This is a genomic window from Bradyrhizobium sp. LTSPM299 (genome assembly GCF_000938235.1).
Taxonomy (GTDB): domain Bacteria; phylum Pseudomonadota; class Alphaproteobacteria; order Rhizobiales; family Xanthobacteraceae; genus Bradyrhizobium.
Genome location: NZ_JYMU01000085.1, coordinates 449610 through 471568, shown reverse-complemented (window position 1 = coordinate 471568; position 21959 = coordinate 449610). Strand labels below are relative to the sequence as shown.

Annotated in this window: 19 protein-coding genes and 1 pseudogene; 13 read left to right on the top strand and 7 right to left on the bottom strand. The window is 64.5% G+C overall.

Going from position 1 to position 21959, the window contains the following annotated elements; translation table 11 throughout:
• Positions 1-25 precede the first annotated feature (25 nt).
• Positions 26-925: a GntR family transcriptional regulator gene (locus tag UP10_RS37845; protein ID WP_044592194.1), complete on the bottom strand. Its 900-nt coding sequence runs from the start codon at positions 923-925 to the stop codon at positions 26-28.
• A gap of 262 nt (positions 926-1187) precedes the next feature.
• Between UP10_RS37845 and UP10_RS37840 the strand changes: the two genes are divergently transcribed.
• The 10 genes and pseudogenes from UP10_RS37840 to UP10_RS37795 all read left to right on the top strand — a co-directional run bounded on the left by UP10_RS37840 (position 1188) and on the right by UP10_RS37795 (position 11812).
• Positions 1188-2111 (top strand): dihydrodipicolinate synthase family protein, encoded by a 924-nt coding sequence (locus UP10_RS37840; protein ID WP_044592193.1) that lies wholly within the window; start codon positions 1188-1190, stop codon positions 2109-2111.
• Between the two features lie 69 nt (positions 2112-2180).
• Entirely contained in the window at positions 2181-3440 is a 1260-nt protein-coding gene (locus UP10_RS37835; protein WP_044592192.1) for an ABC transporter substrate-binding protein, read from the top strand.
• Positions 3441-3469: 29 nt separating this feature from the next.
• Positions 3470-4240 (top strand): 5-oxoprolinase subunit PxpA, encoded by a 771-nt coding sequence (locus tag UP10_RS37830; protein WP_044592191.1) that lies wholly within the window; start codon positions 3470-3472, stop codon positions 4238-4240.
• Positions 4237-4992: a 5-oxoprolinase subunit B family protein gene (locus UP10_RS37825; protein WP_044592190.1), complete on the top strand. Its 756-nt coding sequence runs from the start codon at positions 4237-4239 to the stop codon at positions 4990-4992. Before UP10_RS37830 ends, UP10_RS37825 begins: the two co-directional genes overlap by 4 nt.
• Complete coding sequence (locus tag UP10_RS37820) at positions 4989-6029, top strand: 5-oxoprolinase subunit C family protein (RefSeq protein ID WP_044592189.1); 1041 nt, start codon at positions 4989-4991, stop codon at positions 6027-6029. Before UP10_RS37825 ends, UP10_RS37820 begins: the two co-directional genes overlap by 4 nt.
• 282 nt (positions 6030-6311) lie before the next feature.
• Positions 6312-7915, top strand: a pseudogene (locus UP10_RS37815) (ABC transporter substrate-binding protein).
• Between the two features lie 17 nt (positions 7916-7932).
• Positions 7933-8874 (top strand): ABC transporter permease, encoded by a 942-nt coding sequence (locus UP10_RS37810; protein ID WP_044592188.1) that lies wholly within the window; start codon positions 7933-7935, stop codon positions 8872-8874.
• The gene (locus tag UP10_RS37805) at positions 8871-9794 is read left to right on the top strand and encodes an ABC transporter permease (RefSeq protein ID WP_044540013.1); all 924 of its coding nucleotides are present in this window, start codon (positions 8871-8873) and stop codon (positions 9792-9794) included. The genes UP10_RS37810 and UP10_RS37805 overlap by 4 nt, the downstream gene beginning before the upstream one ends.
• A 33-nt stretch (positions 9795-9827) precedes the next feature.
• Positions 9828-10817, top strand: a complete 990-nt coding sequence (locus UP10_RS37800; RefSeq protein ID WP_044592187.1) for an ABC transporter ATP-binding protein — start codon at positions 9828-9830, stop codon at positions 10815-10817.
• Positions 10814-11812, top strand: a complete 999-nt coding sequence (locus UP10_RS37795) for an ABC transporter ATP-binding protein (RefSeq protein ID WP_044592186.1) — start codon at positions 10814-10816, stop codon at positions 11810-11812. Before UP10_RS37800 ends, UP10_RS37795 begins: the two co-directional genes overlap by 4 nt.
• A gap of 3 nt (positions 11813-11815) precedes the next feature.
• Here UP10_RS37795 and UP10_RS37790 read toward each other — a convergent pair whose 3' ends face one another.
• From UP10_RS37790 to UP10_RS37770, 5 genes are all read right to left on the bottom strand, one after another.
• Entirely contained in the window at positions 11816-12601 is a 786-nt protein-coding gene (locus UP10_RS37790) for an ABC transporter ATP-binding protein (protein WP_044592185.1), read from the bottom strand.
• The gene (locus tag UP10_RS37785; RefSeq protein WP_044592184.1) at positions 12598-13371 is read right to left on the bottom strand and encodes an ABC transporter permease; all 774 of its coding nucleotides are present in this window, start codon (positions 13369-13371) and stop codon (positions 12598-12600) included. The genes UP10_RS37790 and UP10_RS37785 overlap by 4 nt, the downstream gene beginning before the upstream one ends.
• A gap of 86 nt (positions 13372-13457) precedes the next feature.
• Positions 13458-14402, bottom strand: coding sequence for an ABC transporter substrate-binding protein (locus tag UP10_RS37780; RefSeq protein WP_044536807.1), 945 nt, complete (start codon positions 14400-14402; stop codon positions 13458-13460).
• Between the two features lie 134 nt (positions 14403-14536).
• Positions 14537-15280, bottom strand: a complete 744-nt coding sequence (hutC, locus tag UP10_RS37775) for a histidine utilization transcriptional repressor HutC (protein WP_044536806.1) — start codon at positions 15278-15280, stop codon at positions 14537-14539.
• The gene (locus tag UP10_RS37770; RefSeq protein ID WP_044592183.1) at positions 15277-16635 is read right to left on the bottom strand and encodes a formimidoylglutamate deiminase; all 1359 of its coding nucleotides are present in this window, start codon (positions 16633-16635) and stop codon (positions 15277-15279) included. Before UP10_RS37770 ends, hutC begins: the two co-directional genes overlap by 4 nt.
• 83 nt (positions 16636-16718) lie before the next feature.
• Between UP10_RS37770 and hutI the strand changes: the two genes are divergently transcribed.
• From hutI to hutU, 3 genes are read left to right on the top strand one after another with little or no spacing between them, the layout of a single operon-like run.
• Entirely contained in the window at positions 16719-17933 is a 1215-nt protein-coding gene (gene hutI / locus UP10_RS37765) for an imidazolonepropionase (protein WP_044592182.1), read from the top strand.
• Positions 17930-19489, top strand: a complete 1560-nt coding sequence (gene hutH / locus UP10_RS37760) for a histidine ammonia-lyase (protein WP_044592181.1) — start codon at positions 17930-17932, stop codon at positions 19487-19489. The genes hutI and hutH overlap by 4 nt, the downstream gene beginning before the upstream one ends.
• A gap of 11 nt (positions 19490-19500) precedes the next feature.
• A complete protein-coding gene (gene hutU / locus UP10_RS37755) occupies positions 19501-21171 on the top strand; it encodes a urocanate hydratase (protein ID WP_044592180.1) in 1671 nt (556 codons plus the stop codon).
• Between the two features lie 51 nt (positions 21172-21222).
• On the opposite strand, the gene UP10_RS37750 is transcribed toward hutU, so the two are convergent.
• Complete coding sequence (locus tag UP10_RS37750; protein WP_044592179.1) at positions 21223-21957, bottom strand: aspartate/glutamate racemase family protein; 735 nt, start codon at positions 21955-21957, stop codon at positions 21223-21225.
• Positions 21958-21959 lie beyond the last annotated feature (2 nt).

Below are 21959 nucleotides of genomic sequence, written 5' to 3'. Positions count from 1 at the left end.
CGCGGCTACGTGCCGATGCTGGCCGTCACTTGCCGTTCTCTTGCGCAGATGGTGCCGCGGCGAGGGCGTGTTCAAGGTGCATGCGCATTTTGGCGGACGCCTGAGCGAAATCGCCTGCCGCTATCGCCTCGATGATCGCGACGTGCTCGCGGCACCAGTCCTGGACCCGGCGGCTGTTGACGTAACTGCCGAATTCCAGCAGCCGTCTCAGCCGGTTCTGGTGCTGGACCGCCTGGACGAAGAAGGCGTTGCCGCAAAACTCGGCACACATTTCGTGGAACGCTGCGTCGGTCTCGAACAGTTGCGCGCCGCTGACCGTCGCGATGTCGGGATGCGAGATCAGATACAAATGTTGCAGCCGCATCCGTTCGATGGCCGCGAGATCCGGCCTGAATGTCGGCAGCAGGAAACCGGCAGGTTCGAGCGTGAGGCGAAACTGGTAGCTGGCCTTGAGCGAGACCACCGAATCGAGCGTTGGAAGGAAGGTCCATCCGTGACCCTTGTTCCTCGCGATCAAACCGTCCTCGGCGAGCCGCGACAGGGTGCGCGTCAGCGCGGCCCGGTCGATGCCATAGCGGCGCGCGATTTCGCTTTGGGTCATGGAATTCGGAACAGCGTTGTCGAGGCGGTCGCGAACCAGAAGCTGGTAGAGCCTCTCGTCGGCGGTCGAAGGAACCTCGATCTCGATGCGATGCAACGAGTCGAACGGTTTTCGCACGAAGTATCCGCGGTTCTTCCGCGTCTCGACGATGCCGCGCTCGGCAAGCAGCTCCAGTGCCGAGCGGATCGGTGTGCGTGAGACGCCGATCAGATCTGCGAGCTGTTGCTCGCGCAGATGGTGGCCCGGCTCCATCCTGGCGTCGCGGATGACGTCAAGAAGCTGGTTGGCCAGATGGAAGCTGCTCTGACGGGAGGGAGATGCCATGGGCTAACGAGATATCCGAGAGGTCATCATGAAAGTACCGTGGGTTACGGACAGTACAATCGCCTACCGGTGCGTTTCCAGGCAAGACGGAATTGCAAAAGGCTTGAGCACCGGCTGCCTGCCAATCGCGCTTGACGAAGGGTACCACAAGGATTGTACATTAAGCATCAATAAAACAATGCTGACTGACTGTCAGGCAAGGCTCGACGGCTGATCCGTTCGTCGCTGCCAAGGTCCACCGGCACCTGAAGGACCCGCGATTATGAAAGACGTCACCGAGTGCCACGCGCGATTGCGAGGCTTGTTCAACATCGCGATCACGCCCTTCAAGGCGGATGGCGCGTTCGACTATGCCGGCCTGGCGCGGAATATCGAACGGGTCATCAGCCTCGGCTTCGACGGCGTCCTGATCGGCGGCACTTATGGCGAGTTTCCGGCGATGTCGGGCGAGGAGCGGGCCGACTTGTTCCTCCGTGTCATGGACATTGTCGGCGATCGCGTACCGGTGATGCTGTGCAGTGCGGGCTCCGATGTCCGCACCGTCAATGAACTGACGTCGCTCGCCGGCGATCTCGGCGGTTTGCCGATGGTGACCCCGCCCTTCGTCTCTGAGGTCACAGATTCGCAGATCGTAGCGTTCTTTCGCGACATGGCCCCGCGCTCGCGGACCGGGGTGCTGGTCTACAATGCGCCCGGCATCGGCATCACCCTGTCGCCGTCGACGCTGGAGCAGCTCGCCGATATTCCCGGTGTGGTCGGCGTGAAGCAGGGCGACCTGGCTCCGACGGCGATCGATCAGATTGCGAACCGGATCGGCGGACGAATCCGCTTGTTCTGCGCATCCGACCTGGCCTTCCTCGGTCCGATGATGTGCGGATTCGACGGCATCAGCTCGACCAACAGCTGCGCGCTGCCTGAACTGATTCTGGCGGCCTATCGGGCGCTGGAGGCCGGTGACGCAGGGGCCGCGCGCGACCTGCACCGGCTTTGGTACCCGTTCCGGGCGCTCGCACGTGAGTTCGGGCAGCCGCAGACCACCAAGGCTGCCATGAACCTGCGCGGCTTCGACGGTGGTTCGGTCCGCCCGCCGCTGCGGGATCTCGAGGCCAACCAGATCAAGGACGTCGCCAAGGTGCTGCATGAACTGGCCGCCGATCGGCGTTCCAGCGTTGCGCTTGCCGCCTGACGACATCACCAATGCCGGGCTTTCAAAGTTAGAACCGACGGGCGAAAGCCCACACAGAGGAGCAATCGGATGAATCGCAGGCAAGTGCTGATGAGCGGAGCGTCGATACTGTCCTTCGCGGCGCTGTCAGGCGTGGCGGGGCCCGCGATTGCTCAGGCCGGTCAGGACGTTGTCATCGGGGTGTTGTTCCCGATGTCGGGTGCGAACGCGCAAGTCGGTATCGATGCCCGCCATGCGATGGAAACGGCAGCTGACATCGTCAACAATTCCTACGATCTCGATTTGCCCACCGCAAAGAACGCGGGCCTGGCCGGGCTCGGCAATGCGAAGATCAGGCTGGTGTTCGCCGACCATCAGTCCGATCCGCAAAAGGGCCGCGCGGAGGCCGAGCGCCTGATCACCCAGGAGAAGGCCTGCGCCCTGATCGGCTGCTATCTGTCGTCCGTCTCCTCGACGGTCAGTGGGGTCGCCGAGCGCTATGGCCTGCCGTTCCTGTGTGCGGATTCCTCATCGCCGAGCCTGGCGCGCCACGAGCTGAAGTTCTTCTTCCGTCCGGCCGCACAGGACGAGATGTTCTCGGCCGCGATGTTCGATTTTCTCGACGCTCAGAAAGCGAAGGGCAAGAAGGTCGAGACTGTTGGCCTGTTTTTCGAGGACACGATCTTCGGGACCGATTCATCGAACACCCAGCGCAAGCTGGCGGCCGAGCGCGGCTACAAGGTCGTCGCCGACATCAAATACAAATCGAACTCGCCGTCGCTGGGTGTTGAAGTGCAGCAGATCAAGGCTGCCGATCCCGACGTGTTGATGCCGTCGAGCTATATCACCGATGCGATCCTCCTGATGCGGACGATGGGTGAACTCGGCTACAAGCCCAAGAATATCGTCGCCCAGGCGAGCGGCTTTTCCGACAAGGCATTTTTCGACGCCGTCGGCGACAAGGCAGCCGGCATTATCTCGCGCGCGAGCTTCTCGCTTGATATGGCCCAGAAACGGCCGAGCGTTCTCAAGGTCAACAATATGTTCAAGGCGCGTTCCAGCCGCGACCTGAACGACAGCACCTCGCGTGAATTGATGGGGCTGCTGGTTCTCGCCGACGCGATCGATCGCGCCAGGTCGACTGACGGCGACAAGATTCGCGAGGCGCTGGCGGCGACCGACATTCCCGGCGAGCAGACCATCATGCCGTGGAAGCGCGTCAAATTCGAAGCCGACGGGCAGAATGTGGATGCCGATCCGGTGCTGGTCCAGTACATTAATGGCGCGTTCGTCACGATCTTTCCGGCGGCGGTCGCGCTTGCCGAACCGCTCTGGCCGATGAACGTCTGACCGGCGTCAAAAACCTCAAGGAGGCGATCATGCCGTCCGTTGATCTCAATTCCGATCTTGGCGAGGGTTTTGGGACCTATCGCTGCGGCGACGATGACGCCATGCTCGCCATCGTCACCTCGGCCAATGTGGCGTGCGGGCTTCATGCCGGCGATCCCGAGGTGATGGCGCGGACCTTTGCCATCGCCCGCGAGCGCGGCGTTGCGGTCGGAGCCCATCCCGGATTCCCGGATCTGTGGGGCTTCGGCCGCCGCCGCCTTCCGTTCTCCAACGGGGAGATCGAAAGGCTTGTGGCCTATCAAATCGGCGCAGCGAGCGCGCTTGCGGCTTACGCCGGCCATCGCATTACCTATGTGAAGACCCACGGCGCGCTCGGCAACATTGCCTGCGAGGAACGCGGCGTCGCCGATGCGGTGGCGCGGGCGGTGCGCGCGGTCGATCCAAGCCTGGCCGTGCTCGGCATCGCATTGACGCAGATGGTCGCGGCCGCCGACGCCGCGGGTCTCGAAGTCTATCAGGAAATCTATGCCGATCGCGGCTACACCGACACCGGGCAACTCATTTCGCGCGGTCAGCCTGGAGCGATGATCGAAGGTGCGGAGGAGGCCGCCGCGCGCGTGCTTGAGATGGTCGAAACCGGGGCGGTGATCACGGCAGGCGGCAAGCGTCTGCCGACACCGATCCGCTCGATCTGCGTCCATGGCGATTCCGACTATGCGGTCGCGACCGCCCGCTGCGTTCGTGAACGTCTGGAACAAGCCGGTGTTGCTTTGAGGCCATTCCGCCCAGTTGCGACATGAGACGTCACGCCGATCTCGATCCAGCGCCTAGGTTGTCCGATCCGCGTTTCCTCGATGCAGGAGAAGCCGCGCTGGTCGTCCAGTTCGGCGAGACCGTCGATCCCGCGATCAACGACAGGGTGCTTGGCCTCGATGCGGCATTGCGGGCCGATCCTCCTGCGGGAACGCGCGAGTTCGTACCGACCTACCGCTCGTTGATGATCCACTACGAACCTCTGGAGATCGACAGGGAGACACTGGTTGCCACCGTGCGCCGTGCGATGGAAGCCGCCGTGGAAGGGCGTGGCCCATCTACCATCTGGACATTGCCCTGCTGCTACGATCCGGCTTTGGCCGAGGATCTCGACGAAGCGGCGCAGCTGCTCAAGCTGACCCGGGACGAAGCGGTCGCCTTGCACGTGAAGGCGACCTATCGGGTCTATATGTGCGGCTTCACGCCGGGCCAGCCCTATCTCGGCGGTGTGCCGGAGGCGCTGAAGATATCGCGCCGTCCAGCACCCAGGCCGCCGCATGCCGCAGGTGCAGTGCTGATCGGCGGCGGCCTCTGCGTTGTCGCGCCTTTCGTGATGCCAACCGGCTGGTACGTCATCGGCCGGACTCCGGAGCGTCTTTACGCAGCCGAGCGCAAGGATGCCTTTTTGATCCAGGCCGGCGATATGCTGCGCTTCGACCCGATCGATCTGTCGACTTTTCGGGATCTGGAGCAGCGCGCGGCGAGCGGCGAGATCGTCGCCCGCAAGAGTGCCGCATGATTGCTGTCGCGCCGGAAGCGATCCTTCGCGTCGTCTCCGCCGGACCGGGCGTGACGCTGCAGGATGCTGGCCGTCACGGCTATCTGCGGTTTGGCGTCACCGCGGCAGGTCCGATGGATCGGTTGGCGCATGCTGTCGCAAATTTGGCCGTCGGCAATCCCGCCGGCGCCACCGCGCTCGAAGTCTCCGTCGGTGGTGTCGAAGTGACCGCCCAATCCGCGCCGCTCCATGTTGCTGTTGCCGGCGGCGAGTTTACGCTCAGCCTCGACGGCAAGCCGCTGCCGCCTGCGATGGTTCTCAACCTGGATGAAGGCGCGGTCCTGAGAATTCGCGCCGGGGGTGGCGGCTCGTGGTGCTATCTGGCGGTGGCGGGCCGTTTCGCCGTGCCAAAAGTGCTTGGCTCGCACGCCACCCACACCCGTACCGGCTTCGGCGGCGTGAACGGACGGGCGGTCGTCGCCGGCGATCGCCTCGGAATCGAACCGTCGGGGTCGTCAGCGCCGTCGCCGGGCGCCATCATCGCGCCCTGGCTCGACCGCCCGATCGATGCGGTTCGTGTGGTGCTTGGTCCTCAACAGGACTACTTCGCCGATGATCAGATATCAGCGTTTCTGGCCGGGCCATGGACCGTCTCGGCCAAGGGCGATCGCATGGCGTGTTTTCTCGACGGACCCCGACTGACGCATGCACGCGGCTACAATATCGTTTCCGACGGGATCGCGATGGGTGCGATCCAGGTGCCGGGAGATGGCCGCCCGATCGTTCTGATGGCCGATCGTCAATCGACTGGCGGGTATCCGAAGATTGCCACCGTCATCGGTCCCGATCTTGGCCGGCTGGCGCAGGCGAGGCCGGGAACGACGTTCCGCTTCGAGGCGGTATCGATCGAGCAGGCGGTCGCCGCGCGTCGCGACGAGGCCGCGGAGCTGGCGCGCGGCATTGTCGTCGAGCCGCTGTTGCGCACGGACTTCAGTTCTGAATTCCTGCTCGGCCTCAATCTGATCGACGGCGTCGTCAGCGTCGAGCCTTCCGGATAACGTCCCGATCGACAACATACCTTTGTCGCAGGTGTCGGTGGGCGCCTGATTGGAGCCCGCAAGTCCATGTGATCACATTGAAAATGCGCCCGATCGAATTTGCCCCGACGTTGCCGCCGCGCCAACCCGCCGCTGGCGCCGTGGACCGCGCTGGCATACCATTTGCACGCAAAATAATCAGTCATCATCGATCCGACCGTCCGTTTCACCTCACCTGGCGCCGAACCCCCGGCCTCTGAAACGGACGGAATCGCCACATCAACCCGACGCTTGGAGAGTTTCATGGATCGCAGGACCCTGTTGAAAGGATTGGCCGGGGTGGGCAGCCTGGCGGCGACCGGCGGTGTTTCGATGCCGGCCCTTTCCCAGGGGGCTGCGGCGCGCACCTTGCGCTTCGTGCCCCAGGCCAACCTCGCGAATTTCGACCCGATCTGGGGGACCCAATATGTCGTGCGCAACGCCGCCGCGCTGGTGTGGGACACGCTCTACGGCGTCGACGCGACGCTGCAGCCGCAGCGCCAGATGGTCGAGTCCGAGGAAGTCACCGATGACGGGCTGACCTGGACCTTTCGCCTCCGGCCGGGGCTGAAGTTCCACGACGGCGAGCCGGTGCGCAGCAAGGACGTGGTCGCAAGCATCGCGCGCTGGTCGGTCCGCGACCCAATGGGGCTGATGATCAAGGCGATCCAGCAGGAACTGACCGCCGTCGACGACAAGACCTTCAAACTGGTGCTGAAGGCGCCTTATCCGAAGCTGCTCTATGCGCTCGGCAAGAACAACACGCCGATTGCCTTCATCATGCCGGAGCGCATCGCGCAGACCGATCCGTTCAAGCAGATCACCGACTATGTCGGTTCGGGGCCGATGAAGTTCGCGAAGGCCGAGTGGGTCCCCGGCGCTAAGGCGGTGTTCGAGAAATTCACCGACTACGTGCCGCGGCAGGAGAAGGCGTCCTGGCTCGCCGGCGGCAAGCAGATCTTGATCGACCGCCTGGAATGGGTGGTCATCCCGGATCCCGCCACGGCAGCGGCCGCATTGCAGAACGGCGAGGTCGATTGGTGGGAGAGTCCGATCACCGATCTCGTGCCGGTGCTCAAGAGCAACCGCAACATCAATGTCGACATCGCCGACCCGCTCGGCAATGTCGGTTCGTTCAGGATGAACCACCTCTATCCGCCCTTCAACGACGTGAGGGCGCGGCGTGCCGTGCTGATGGCGATGAGCCAGGAAGATTACATGCGGGCGCTGGTTGGGGACGACACCTCCCTCTGGAAGGCGCTGCCGGGCTTCTTCACGCCGGGCACGCCGTCTATTCGGAGGCGGGCGGCGAGATCCTCAAAGGCAAGCGCGATCTCGACGCGGCCAAGAAGCTGTTGGCCGAGAGCGGCTATGCAGGCCAGCCGGTGACCTGCCTGGTGGCGCAGGATCAACCGATCACCAAGGCGCAGGGCGACGTCACCGCGGATTTGCTGAAGAAGCTCGGCATGAATGTCGATTTCGTCGCGACCGATTGGGGCACGGTCGGCTCCCGCCGCGCCGTGAAGACGCCTCCGGGGCAGGGCGGTTGGAGTATGTTCCACACCTGGCACGCCGGCGCGGACTGCATCAATCCCGCGCCCTACAACGCCATTCGCGCCAACGGCGACAAGGCGTGGTTCGGCTGGCCGTCGAGCGAGGCCGTGGAGAAGGATGTCGTGGCATGGTTCGACGCCAAGAATCTCGATGAGGAGAAGGCCGCGATCAATAATCTCAACAAGGCCGCACTCGATGACGTGGTCTATGCGCCGACCGGATTCTTCCTCGCCTACACAGCATGGCGCAAGAACGTCTCCGGTGTCACGAAGGGACCGCTGCCGTTCTTCTGGGGCGTGTCAAAGACCGCATAACGGCACGGTAAACCGACATGGTCTCGTATATCCTGCGGCGCATTCTCTCGACGCTGCCCGTGATGGCAATCGTCGCGCTGTTCGTCTTCAGTCTGCTCTACATTGCGCCGGGAGATCCGGCGGTGGTGATCGCCGGCGATCAGGCCAGTCCCGCCGACGTTGAACGGATTCGCCAGAGCCTCGGTCTCGACCGGCCGTTCCTGGTGCAGTTTGGCTCGTGGCTCTGGCACATCCTGCATGGCGACCTCGGCACCTCGATCTTTACCAGCCTGCCGGTCTCGAAATTGATCGCGCAGCGCATCGAGCCGACGCTCTCGCTGATGGTGCTCACGCTGCTGCTGACGATCCTTATCGCGGTCCCGCTCGGGGTGGTGGCGGCGTGGAAAGCGGGCAGCTGGATCGATCGCACCATCATGGCGTTCGCCGTGTTCGGCTTCTCGCTTCCCGTCTTCGTGGTCGGATACGTGCTCGCCTACGTGTTCGCGCTCAAGTTCGAGTGGCTTCCCGTGCAGGGCTACACGCCGCTGGCCGAGGGCTTCTGGCCGTGGCTGCAGAATCTGATCCTGCCGTCGGTCGCGCTCGGCTGCGTCTACATCGCGCTGATTGCGCGCATTACCCGGGCCTCGATGCTCGAAGTGCTGCAGCAGGATTACATCCGCACCGCCCGCGCCAAGGGCCTTGGCATGCCCAGCATCCTGTTCGTTCATGCGCTGAAGAACGCCGCTGTTCCGATCGTGACGGTGATTGGTATCGGCATTGCCCTGCTGATCGGCGGCGCGGTGGTGACCGAAAGCGTGTTCGCGATCCCGGGCCTTGGCCGGCTGACGATCGACGCGATCCTGCGCCGCGACTATCCGGTCATCCAGGGCATCGTGCTGCTGTTCAGCTTCCTCTACGTGATCGTCAATCTGATGGTTGACGTCATTTACACATTGGTCGACCCGAGGATCCGCTATTGACCGTATCCAGCATCAGCACCGCAGCCCTGCCGCCCGGCCTCGTGATCGCGCCGCAGCTGCCTGATCTGCTGCAGCCGGTGAAAATCCGGCACGGCGTATCAGGCTTTCTCCGCAGCCATCCGACCGTTGCGATCGGTGGCGCATTGCTGCTCTGCCTGGTATTGATCGCGATCTTCGCGCCCTATCTCGGGACCGTCGACCCGACGGCGCTCGCGCCTGCCAAGCGGACACGCGCGCCCTCCGCAGATTTCTGGTTCGGCAGCGACATGCTCGGCCGCGACATCTATTCACGCGTGCTTTACGGGGCGCGGGTCTCGCTCACCGTTGGCCTTTCGGTGGCAATCCTGGCCTCGCTCGCAGGTCTTGCCATCGGCCTCGTCTCGGGCTTCGTGCGGTGGGCCGACGGCATCCTGATGCGGTTCATCGACGGGTTGATGTCGATACCGCCGATCCTGCTCGCGGTTGCGCTGATGGCCTTGACGCGCGGCAGCGTCGGCAACGTCATCCTGGCCATCACCGTCGCCGAGATCCCGCGCGTTACGCGCCTCGTGCGCAGCGTGGTGCTGTCGCTGCGCGAGCAGCCTTATGTGGACGCCGCCGTCGCCTCCGGAACGCGAACGCCGATGATCATCGTGCGTCACATCCTGCCCAATACGCTGGCGCCGATGCTGGTCCAGGCCACCTATATCTGCGCCAGTGCCATGATCGTGGAGTCCATTCTCTCCTTCATCGGCGCGGGTACGCCGCCGACCATTCCATCCTGGGGCAACATCATGGCCGAGGGCAGGGCGCTGTGGCAGGTCAAGCCTTACATCGTGTTCTTTCCTTCCGCGTTCCTGTCTGTCACCGTGCTCGCCGTCAACCTGCTCGGCGACGGTCTTCGTGATGCGCTCGATCCGCGGATGGCCAAGAGCCTGTAGAGAGCCTGTAGGCCAGGCGAGGGTTTTGATCCAATGGCATTGCTCGAAGTCGAGAATCTGCAGACCCATTTCCGGACTCCCGACGGGATCAACCGCGCGGTTGACGGCGTGTCCTTTCAGGTCGACGAAGGCGAGACGCTGGCGATCGTCGGCGAATCCGGCTGTGGCAAGTCGGTCACCTCGATGTCGTTGATGCGGCTCATTCCCGAGCCCCCGGGCAAGATCGCGGGTGTGGTCCGTTTCCAGGGAAGGGATTTGTTGCAACTCTCCGAGCGCGAGATGCGCACCATCCGCGGCAACGACATTTCGATGATCTTCCAGGAACCGATGTCGAGCCTCAACCCGGTGCTGACCGTCGGCCGCCAGATCGGCGAGACGTTGCGGATGCATCAAGGGCTGGACAAGCAGGCCGCGGAGGCACGCGCTATCGAGATGCTGAATTTGGTCGGCATCCCGGAGCCGGCGCGGCGCGTGCGCGAGTATCCGCATCAGCTCTCGGGGGGTATGCGCCAGCGTGTGATGATCGCCATGGCGCTCGCCTGCAATCCAAAGCTCCTGATTGCCGACGAGCCGACCACGGCGCTGGACGTCACGATCCAGGCGCAGATCCTGCAATTGATGCTGGACCTCAAGCGCCGCGTCGGTGCGGCGATCGTCCTGATTACCCATGATCTCGGCGTGGTCGCCGAGATCGCCGAGCGCGTCATGGTGATGTATGCCGGCCGCAAGGTTGAGGAAGCGCCGGTGGCCGAGTTGTTCCGCTCCCCCCGCCATCCCTATACGCAGGGCCTGCTCGGTGCGGTGCCCAGGCTCGGCTCGTCCCTCAGCGGCACCGCGCGGCGGCTTGCCGAGATCCCCGGACAAGTGCCCAGCCTCAAGAAGGCGATCGTGGGCTGCGTGTTTGCCGGGCGGTGTGCGCTCGTGACCGATCTCTGCCGTCAGGTCGCGCCGGGTCTCGAAGAGAAGGGCCCCGGCCACATCGCCGCGTGCCACTACGCTGCCAAAGAAGCTGCCGCGGCATGAGCGTCCCGCTGCTCCAGGTCAACGACCTCAAGAAGCACTTCCCGGTTCGCGGCGGCCTGTTCGGCCGCAGCTCCGGTTTGGTCCACGCTGTGGATGGCGTGTCCTTCGAGGTCAAACGTGGCGAGACCCTGTCGCTTGTCGGTGAATCCGGCTGCGGAAAGTCGACGGTCGGTCGGGCCATCCTGCGTCTGTTTGACATCACCGCCGGCCAGGTGGTGCTTGATGGCCAACGAATCGACGATGCTTCACCTGCCGGGTTGCGCGTCATGCGCCGCCGCGTGCAGGTGGTGTTTCAGGATCCGTTCTCCAGTCTCAATCCGCGGATGCGCGTGCGCGATATCCTGGCCGAGCCGATCCGCAATTTTGGTCTCGCCAAATCCTCTGCCGACCTCGAGGCGCGCGTTGTCGCGCTGATGGACACCGTGCGCCTGCCACGCGACGCGCTGAACCGGCGGCCCCACGAATTCTCCGGCGGTCAGCGCCAGCGCATCGGAATCGCCCGCGCGCTTGCGGCGGAGCCTGACCTGATCGTTTGCGACGAGGCGGTGTCGGCGCTCGACGTCTCGGTCAAGGCCCAGATCGTCAATTTGCTGCAGGATCTGCAGCAGCAATTCGGTCTTGCGCTGCTCTTCATCAGCCATGACCTGGCGATCGTCGAGCATATGACACACCGGGTCGCCGTGATGTATCTCGGCAAGATCGTCGAGATGGCGCCGCGGCAGCAAATCTTCACCGCGCCGGGGCATCCCTACACCAAGGCCTTGCTCTCGGCCGTGCCGGTGCCGGAGCCTGACGCTATCAGAAACCCGATCATCCTGAAGGGTGACGTGCCGAGCCCGATCAACCCACCGAGCGGCTGCCGGTTCAACACCAGGTGTCCATTCGTGTTCGATCGTTGCAAGGCAGAGGAGCCGGTGCTGCGGTTGGCCGGAGACAATCAGTGGGTGGCGTGTCATCTCGAGGCGCTGCCGGAGACGCCGGCCTCCGCCGCGTGATCGTCAGGCTTCGGCGGTCACCTTCAAGGCCTCGGTACGGATTTCCTCGACCAGCCGCTCCTTCAAAGCGACGAATTCGGGCGCCGTCTTGATCTTGTAGGAGCGGGGATGCGGCAGATCGACGGCGATCTCCGCCTTGATGCGGCCCGGACGGGCACTCATGACGACGACGCGGCTGCCGAGAAAGATCGCTTCCTCGATGTCGTGGGTGACGAACAGCACCGTCTTCTGGTCGCGCTCCCAGATTCCGAGCAGCATCTCCTGCATCAATGCACGGGTTTGATTGTCGAGCGCGCCGAACGGCTCGTCGAGCAGCAGGATTTTGGGATCATTCGCCAGCGCGCGCGCAATCGCCGTGCGCTGCTGCATGCCGCCGGAGAGCTGCTTTGGCCAATGATTTTCAAAGCCGGACAGTCCGACCTGCCGGATGAACCGGTCAGCGACCTTGTTGCGTTCGGTTTGCGAGACCCCGCGCTCGCGCAGGCCGAAGGCGATGTTCTCGCGCACCGTCAGCCAGGGAAACAGCGTGTAGGACTGGAAAACCATGCCGCGATCGGCACCGGGACCGGTCACCTCGCGGCCGTCGAGCATGACACGTCCGCTGGTCGGCCGGTCGAGCCCAGCGACGATGCGGAGCAGGGTGGATTTTCCGCAGCCCGAGGGGCCGAGGATGGTGACGAAGTCATTGTCGCCGACGGTGAGATCGGTCGGTTCCAGCGCCCGGGTCGGCGCACGGCCGGCGCGCGCGAGGAAAATGCGGGACACCTGATCGATCCTGAGCGCGGTCATGCCAGCTTCCACGGAAACAGCCAGGCGTTGAACGCCTTGAACAGGAAGTCCGAGATGAGCCCGATCAGGCCGATGACGATGATGCCGAAGATGATCTGGCCGGTGTTGAGCAGTGCCTGGCTGTCGGTGATCATGTGCCCGATGCCGGACGATGAGCCGATCAGCTCGGCCACGATCACATAGGTCCAGGCCCAGCCCAGAACCAGCCGCAGAATTTCGGCGATGTCGGGAGCCGAGGAGGGCAGCAGCACGCGGCGGATGACGCCGCGGTCGCCGGCGCCGAGCGTATAAGCCGCCTCGACCAGATCGCGCCGCGTGCCGCCGACGGTGACCGCGACCATCAGGATGACCTGAAAGACCGAACCGATGAAGATCACCAGCAGCTTCTGCAATTCGCCGATGCCCGCCCACAGGATCAACAGCGGGATGAAGGCCGAAGCGGGCAGATAGCGCGCAAAGGAGACAAAGGGTTCGAGAAAGGCCTCGACCGGCTTGTAGGCGCCCATCAGCAGGCCGAGCGGCACCGCGATGATAGCGGCGAGCGCAAAGCCGCCGACGACCCGCCAGACGGTCATGCCGATGTCGAACAGGAAGCCTTGTTTCGCGAGCAGTTCATAGCCCTCCTGCACCATGGTCAGCGGGTTGGCGAGGAACGTCTTCGACACATGACCGCCGAAGGTTGCCCAGCCCCAGAGCGCAACGAACAACACGAAGAACGCGAGGCCGTAAACCACGCGTTGCTTCGATGTCACGGGATCGAGAGGCCGCATTGCACTATGTATCCGGATGATTGTCGATCGTGCCCCGGTTCGGCCCCGCGATGCCGCACGGCCGAACCGGCTGCTCGTGCGTGCGTCTACTTGATGTAGCTCGCGTCGAAGAGGTCCTTGACATCAGGTGCGGCCTTGATGATGCCGACCTCGAGCAGGAGGTCTGCGGCCTCCTTGTTAAAGGCGAGGAAGTCGCCCGCGAAGAATTTCTGGTTGGCGGCCTTATCCTGCCAGCGCAGATATTTCGCCGAGCTGCCGAACTGCTCGCCGGACTGCTTCACGTCGGCGCCCATGATCTCGTAGGCCTTGGCCTGATCCTTGGCGATCATGTCCAGCGCCTCGAAATAGCTGTCGGCCAGGGCCTGCGCGGCCTTCGGATTGTCGGTCAGGAATTTCGGTGTGCAGCCGAACGTATCCATCACGATCGGGTAATCCAACGTCGTCGCGATGATCTTGCCCTTGTCCGGTGCGGCGCGCACGGTGGAGAGGTAAGGCTCATAGGTCATCGCGGCATCGTTCTGGCCGGCGACGAAGGCCTGTGCGGCGGCGGCCGGCTCCAGATTGACCACGGTGACGTCCTTGACCGTGAGGCCGTTCTTCTTGAGCATCCAGGCCAGCGCGAAATAGGGCGAGGTACCCGGCGCTGACGCCGCGACCGTCTTGCCCTTGAGGTCCTTGATCGCGGCGATGTCGGTGCGCACGGCCATGCCGTCGGCGCCATAGCTCTTGTCGAGCTGGAAGATCTGCTTGGTCGCAACGCCATTGGCGTTCCAGGAGATCCAGGTCTCGACCGTCGTCGCCGCGCACTGGATGTCGCCGGAGGCAATGGCGAGATGCCGGTCCTTCTGCGGGATCTTCTTCAACGCCACGTCGAGGCCGTTCTTCTTGAAGATGCCGGCTTCCTTGGCGAGCGTCAGTGGCGCAAAGCCGGTCCATCCGGAAATGCCGACGCCGACTTTGACGTCGTCGGCGAATGCCGGTGCCGACACCACGAGAGCAATGATTGCGGTCATGAGTTTGGAGCTACGCATGATTGTCTTCCTCTTAACTGCCGATTGAACCCTGTTGATCTCTGCATCCGCCGCGGCGGGTTGTCGCATCACCCGCGGCGCGCGATTCGTGTTGCATAGGATCTGTTGCATGAATTGTGCCGCATCCGACATTCTCAGCCTCCCTTGAAGCGAGCGACAAGACGGTGCGTGTCGCCGGGATAATGCAAGCGCACCGCGGTCAGCGTGCGTGCGCTGCGCCATGTGTAGCGGTCGATCACGAGACAGGGCGCGCCGATGGCGACGCCCAGCGCAGCCGCCGTGCGCTCGTCCGCCACAACGGCGCTGATCGTATGTTCGGCTTCCGTCCATGGGACATGATGAAGCAGCCATGAGCCGGGTGGCTCGACCGCAAAATCGGCGGTCGTGGCTTCCGGTACGGAATCGAGATCGATCAGCCGGTCTTCGATGGCGAACGGCACGTTGTCGGCGCTGTGCCGGCAGGCAATCGCGACCACCTTGCCGGTCTTGCGCACGCCGAGGCGGGCGCAATCGGCTGATGTCGCGGCGCGGCGCACGCAACGAAAAAGCTGGTAGCCGTAGCTGCGGCCGAGGGCGGTGATCTCGGCGCGCATGTCTGATATCTTGAGCACCGCCGACAGATGCTGCGGGCGGCGGACGAAGCTGCCGGCCCGCCGCCGTCGCTCGATCAGGTCGGCTTGCGCGAGCTCCGACAGCGCCTTGCTCACGGTCATGCGCGAGCAGCCATAGCGCGCCATCAATTGATGCTCGAACGGAATGCGATGTCCCGGCGGCCATTCGCCGGTCAGGATCGATGTCTCGATGTCGTGCCGGATCTGCTTGTAGAGCGTCGGCCGGTCCGCCGCCTCGACCTTGCCGCGATCAGCCGTGAGGCTCATGCCACGAGCCTCCGCACCGCCGCGTTGAAACGGTCGCGCGCTTTCGAGCGGAGCCGGTGCCGTCCGCCTTCGACGACCTTGCTGCCGCCGGCCCAGACGCAATCGATCGCGCCGCTGCCTGCCGCGAAAATCCAGCCGTCGATCGCGGCATCACCGCGGCGTCCGGCCAGCGATGGATGGTCAAGATCGAGCGTGACGATGTCGGCGCGTGCACCCGGTTGCAGTCCCACTGTGTTCTGCGCCAGCGCCCGGGCGCCGCCCGCCAGCGCGCCGTCGAATAGCGCACGGCCGGTCGACGCACCGGGAGCTCCGGACAGCACATTGCGTTCGCGGTGCTTGAGCCGCTGGCCATATTCGAGCTGGCGCAACTCGTCGGCGATGCCGACCAGCACGTTGGAATCGGTGCCGATGCCGTACCGGCCTCCTGCGTCGCGGAATTCGCGGGCAGGGAAGATACCGTCGCCGAGGCTTGCTTCCGTCACCGGGCAGAGGCCCACGATGGCGCCGGTGCGGGCAAGCGCGGCGACTTCGGATGCCGTGGTGTGGGTCGCGTGAATCAGGCACCAGCGCTGGTCGACCGGTGCATGTTCGAGCAGCCACTCGACCGGCCGTTGGCCGGACCAGGCGAGGCAATCGTCGACCTCTCTAACCTGTTCGGCGGCGTGGATGTGGATCGGGCCTGCTTCGGCGAGGGGAATGATCGCCGCCAGTTCGTCCGGCGCTACGGCCCGCAGGCTGTGCGGCGCGATGCCGATATTGGCTCCGGGCAATCTGCCGATGATCTCGCGCGAGGCGTTCATCAGTGCGGCAAACTGATCGGCCGAACAGATGAAGCGGCGCTGGCCGGCATGTGGCGCCGCGCCGCCAAAGCCGCCATGCGCGTAAAAACTCGGCAGCAGCGTGAGGCCGATGCCGGCGGTCCCGGCGGCTTCCGCAATTCGCGCGGCCATCTCGGCAGGGTTGGCATAGGGCGATCCGTCGCGATCATGATGGAGATAGTGAAATTCGCCGACGCGGGTAAAGCCCTGCTCGAGCATCTCGACATAGAGCAGGGTTGCGACATCGGCGACATCGTCCGGCGTCATCTCCAGCGCGAAGCGATACATCGTCTCGCGCCAGGTCCAGAATGTATCGGTCGTGTTGCCGCGTAGTTCGGCAAGCCCGGCCATGCCGCGCTGAAACGCGTGGCTGTGGAGGCTCGCCAGTCCGGGAACCGCGATTGGGCGGCGTTCGTCGGCGGTATCAGGCGCGACCCCGGCCGCGACGTCCGTGATCGTGTCGCCGGTGACGACCACCTGCACGTTATCGGCCCAGCCCGTGGGCAACAGCGCGGAAGTGAAATGCAGTCGGGTCATGTTTCCAGCCGGCTGGACAGAACGTCGACACGATTATATGTCTAGACATATCTGTCAAGCATCCCGAGTCGAGGGACTATCGCATGGCTGAGCGCTTCGACCGTATCTGGCACAATGCCCGGCTGGCCACGATGCGCGGTGATCGTCCCGATCTCGGCGAGCTCGAGCGCGGCCTGATCGCAGCGCGCGATGGCCGCATCGTCTATGCCGGCGCGCAATCGGACTTCCCAGGTGATGCCGACGCGACCGAGCGGATCGATTGCGAGGGGCGCTGGATCACGCCCGGCCTTGTCGATTGCCACACCCATCTCGTCTATGGCGGCAACCGGGCGCATGAATTCGAGTTGCGGCTGAAGGGCGCAAGCTACGAAGAGATCGCACGCGCCGGTGGCGGCATCGTCTCGACGGTCGCGGCGACGCGGAAGGCGACCGAACCCGAACTGGTCGCCGGCGCGCTGCCGAGGCTCGATGCGCTGATCGGCGAGGGTGTGACGACCGTCGAGATCAAATCCGGCTACGGCCTCAACACCGAGACCGAGATGCGGCAGCTTTCCGCCGCGCGTCACCTCGGCACCAAGCGGCCGCTCGCGATCCGCACCTCGTTTCTCGGCGCGCACGCGCTGCCGCCGGAGGCCGATGGCGACAAGGACCGCTACATCGATCTGGTCTGCAACGAGATGCTTCCGGCGGTGGCGCAGGCCGGGCTTGCCGACGCGGTCGACGCCTTCATGGAAGGCATCGCGTTTTCTGCTGAGCAAACGGCGCGGATTTTTCGTGCCGCAAGAGCAGTGGGACTACGGGTCAAGCTCCACGCCGATCAGCTGTCGAATCTCGGGGGCGCGGCGCTTGCCGCAGATTTCTCCGCGCTCTCCGCCGATCATCTGGAGCACAGCGACGGCGCCGGTGCGGCGGCGATGGCAAAGGCCGGAACCGTGGCCGTCCTGCTCCCGGGGGCCTTCTACTTCATTCGCGAAACCCAGAAGCCACCGGTCGAGCAGTTCCGTAGCCATGGCGTCAGGATGGCGCTGGCGACCGATTGCAATCCAGGCAGCTCGCCGCTGACCTCGCTGCTTCTTGCCATGAACATGGGGGCGACGCTGTTCCGGATGACGGTCACCGAATGCATTGCCGGCACCACGCGGGAAGGCGCCCGCGCGCTCGGCCTTCTCGATGACACCGGCACGCTTGAGGCCGGCAAATGGTGCGATCTCGCGATCTGGGACATCGATCGTCCCGCCGAGCTGGTCTACCGGATCGGCTTCAATCCGTTGCACAGCCGGGTGTGGAGGGGACGATGACGGAAGGGGACGCCCCGCTTGTCGTAGCGCCAGGAACGGTCAGCCTCGAGGATCTGGCGCGGGTGCTCGCGGGCGCATCCGTCGTGCTCGAGCCTTCGTTCTGGCCGCGCGTCGAGGCGGCCTCGCAGATCGTCGCGAAGGCGGCGCGCGCCGACGTTCCCGCCTATGGCATCAACACCGGATTTGGCAAGCTGGCCTCGACGCGCATTGCCGCCGACCAGACCGAGCTGCTTCAGCGCAATCTGATCGTGTCACACTGCTGCGGCGTGGGCCCGGCGACGCCCGAGCCGGTCGTGCGCCTGATGATGGCCCTGAAAATTATCTCGCTCGGGTGCGGCGCTTCGGGCGTGCGACGGGACATCATCGAGCAATTGCAGGCGATGCTGGCAGGCGGCGTTTGTCCGCTGGTGCCGCAGCAGGGCTCGGTCGGCGCCTCCGGCGATCTGGCGCCTCTGGCGCATATGACGGCCGTGATGATCGGCGAAGGCGAGGCGATCGTCGATGGCCGGACCGTACCGGGCCGGGAGGCGCTGGCGGCCGTCGGTCTTTCGCCTGTGACGCTCGGGCCGAAGGAGGGGCTCGCGCTGATCAACGGTACTCAATTCTCGACCGCCTATGCGATTGCCGGCTTGCTGCGCGCCCATCGTCTCGCCTGCGCCGCGCTCGTGACGGGCGCCTTGTCCGTTGATGCGACGATGGCGTCGACGGCGCCGTTCCGCCCCGAGATCCAGCAGTTGCGCGGGCATGCCGGACAGATCGCAGCCGGCGTGGCCCTGATGTCCTTGCTGGATGGGAGCGATATCAGACAGTCGCATCTCGAAGGCGATGAGCGCGTGCAGGATCCTTATTGCCTGCGCTGCCAGCCGCAGGTTGCGGGCGCGGCGCTCGATGTGCTCACGCAGGCCGCGCGAACGCTGACCATCGAAGCCAATGCCGTCACCGACAACCCGCTGGTCCTGGTGGAGAGTGGCGAGATCGTCTCGGGCGGCAATTTTCACGCCGAGCCGGTCGCCTTTGCCGCAGACCAGATCGCGCTGGTGGTGTCGGAGATCGGCGCCATCAGCGAGCGGCGCATCGCGACCCTGGTCGATCCCGCCCTGAATTTCGGCCTGCCGCCGTTCCTGACGCCGGATCCCGGCCTCAACTCCGGCTTCATGATCGCCGAAGTGACGGCGGCCGCGCTCTATGCCGAGAACAAGCAGCGCGCGGCTCCCTGCTCGATCGATTCGACGCCGACCAGCGCCAACCAGGAAGACCACGTCTCGATGGCCGCGCATGCCGCGCGGCGGCTGTCGGATATGGCGGACAATCTTGCCGCCATTCTCGGCATCGAGCTATTGGTCGCGGCGCAAGGCATCGGCCTGCGTCTGCCGCATCTGACCAGTCCGGCACTTGCTGCCGTCATCGCCGCGTTGCGGGAGCAGGTGCCGGCGCTCGGGCCCGATCGCTACATGGCCGACGACCTCGCGAAGGCAAAGGCGCTGGTCGAGGCCGGCATGCTGCCGCGCGTCGCCATGTCGGTGCTCGGGCAAAATCCGTTTCCATCGCTTGCCTGAAAGGTCGCTCCATGAATCGCCGACTGGACAACGAACGCATAATCCGGGCGCCCCGCGGCTCTGACATCAGCGCCAAAAGCTGGCTCACGGAAGCGCCGCTTCGCATGCTGATGAACAATCTTGATCCTGATGTCGCCGAACGGCCGGGCGAACTTGTGGTTTACGGCGGGATCGGCCGTGCGGCGCGCGATTGGGACAGTTTCGATCGGATCGTTTCCTCGCTGCGCAAGCTCGAGGGCGACCAGACGCTGCTCGTTCAATCCGGCAAGCCGGTCGGTATTTTCCGCACCCACGCCGACGCGCCGCGGGTCCTGATCGCGAACTCGAATCTGGTGCCGCATTGGGCGACGCTCGAGCATTTCAACGAGCTCGACCGCAAGGGCCTGATGATGTTTGGGCAGATGACCGCGGGCTCCTGGATCTATATCGGCAGCCAGGGCATCGTGCAGGGCACCTATGAGACGTTTGTCGAGATCGGACGGCGGCATTACGGCGGCAGCCTTGCCGGCAAATGGATCCTGACGGCAGGCCTTGGCGGCATGGGCGGTGCCCAGCCGCTGGCCGCGACCATGGCGGGGGCCTCGATGCTCGCGATCGAGTGCCAGCCGAGCCGCATCGAGATGCGGCTGCGCACCGGCTACCTCGACCGTCAGGCCAGCACGCTTGACGAGGCGCTCGCCATCATGGCGGAGAGTGCTGTGAGCAAGAAACCGGTCTCGGTTGGCCTGCTCGGCAACGCGGCCGAGATTTATCCCGAGCTGGTGCGGCGCGGCGTGCGGCCCGACGTCGTGACCGACCAGACCAGCGCGCATGATCCCATCAACGGTTACCTGCCGAAGGGATGGTCGCTCGGCGAGTGGGAGGCGAAACGCGAAGCCAACCCCAAGGCCGTTGAACTCGCGGCCAAGACGTCGATGGTCGATCACGTTCAGGCGATGCTCGATTTCCACGCCATGGGCATTCCCACCCTCGACTACGGCAACAATATTCGCCAGATGGCAAAGGACATGGGGCTGAAGAACGCGTTCGATTTTCCCGGCTTCGTGCCGGCCTATATTCGCCCGCTGTTCTGCCGCGGTGTCGGACCATTCCGATGGGCGGCGCTGTCGGGAGACCCTGAGGATATCTTCCGCACCGACGCCAAGGTGAAGGAGCTGATGCCGCACGACAAGCACCTTCACAACTGGCTCGACATGGCGAAAGCACGGATCAAGTTCCAGGGGCTGCCGGCGCGGATCTGCTGGGTCGGCCTCGGTGATCGCCACCGGCTGGGCCTCGCCTTCAACGAGATGGTGGCGCGCGGTGAACTGAAGGCGCCGATCGTGATCGGCCGCGACCATCTGGACAGCGGCTCGGTTGCAAGTCCGAACCGCGAGACCGAAGCGATGCGCGACGGCTCGGATGCGGTGTCTGACTGGCCGCTGCTCAATGCGCTGCTCAACTGTGCGAGCGGGGCCACCTGGGTGTCGCTGCATCACGGCGGCGGCGTCGGCATTGGTTACTCGCAGCATGCCGGCATGGTGATCGTTGCCGACGGAACTCCGGACGCCGCGCGCCGCCTCGAACGTGTCTTGTGGAACGATCCGGCAACGGGTGTCATGCGTCACGCCGACGCCGGCTACGAAAGCGCGGTCGAATGCGCGCGCGCCAACGGGCTCGATCTGCCCGGTCTGCCATTGTAGCGCACGGCAGAGCTCAAGAGCGTAGGTCTGGTCGGCGAATGCGGTTCGGACCTAACGGGGTTCGAACGGTGCGAAAGATCCGAGGTACGGTTTTGGTCGCGGCTGCGCATAAGCCCCGATCTTTGATGTCTTGAGGCCCAACGTACCGAATGCCTCTGCCAGCTTAACCGCGCTCGCGACCCCGTCGATGACGGGCAGCCCGTGGCTTTCCGAAAGCCGTGCGGCCAAATCGGCCATGCCGGCGCATCCGAGTACGACCACTTCGGCGTTGTCCTCCCGCTTCGATCGCTCGATTTCCGCACTGATCTGCGCGGCTGCATTGGACGCGGGGTCCTCGAGTGACAGAACGGGGACTTCGCACGCGCGCACCTTGGCGCACCGGCTGGCCAGCCCGTACTTCAAAAGATTGTTCTCGATGGCCGCGATGGACCGGGAGAGCGTGGTCACGACCGTGAAGCGATGGCCGAGCATCGAGGCCAAATGAAACGCCGCCTCGCCGATACCGATGACAGGAGCCAGCGAGATGCAGCGCGCCGCCTCGAGGCCGGTGTCGTCGAAACAAGCAATGATGTGAGCGGAAACACCTGTTGCGTCGCCCTTGGCGATTTCGGCCAGCAGCCCGGGCACTGAAAATGCCTCGTCATAATAGCCTTCGATCGAAACAGGCCCATCCGCCGGATTGACGGCGATGATCTCGGTTCCCGGGGCCGCGGCGGCACGGCCGGCCTGGCCGATCTTCGCCGTCATGGCGGCTGACGTGTTCGGGTTGACGATCAAGATGCGCATGA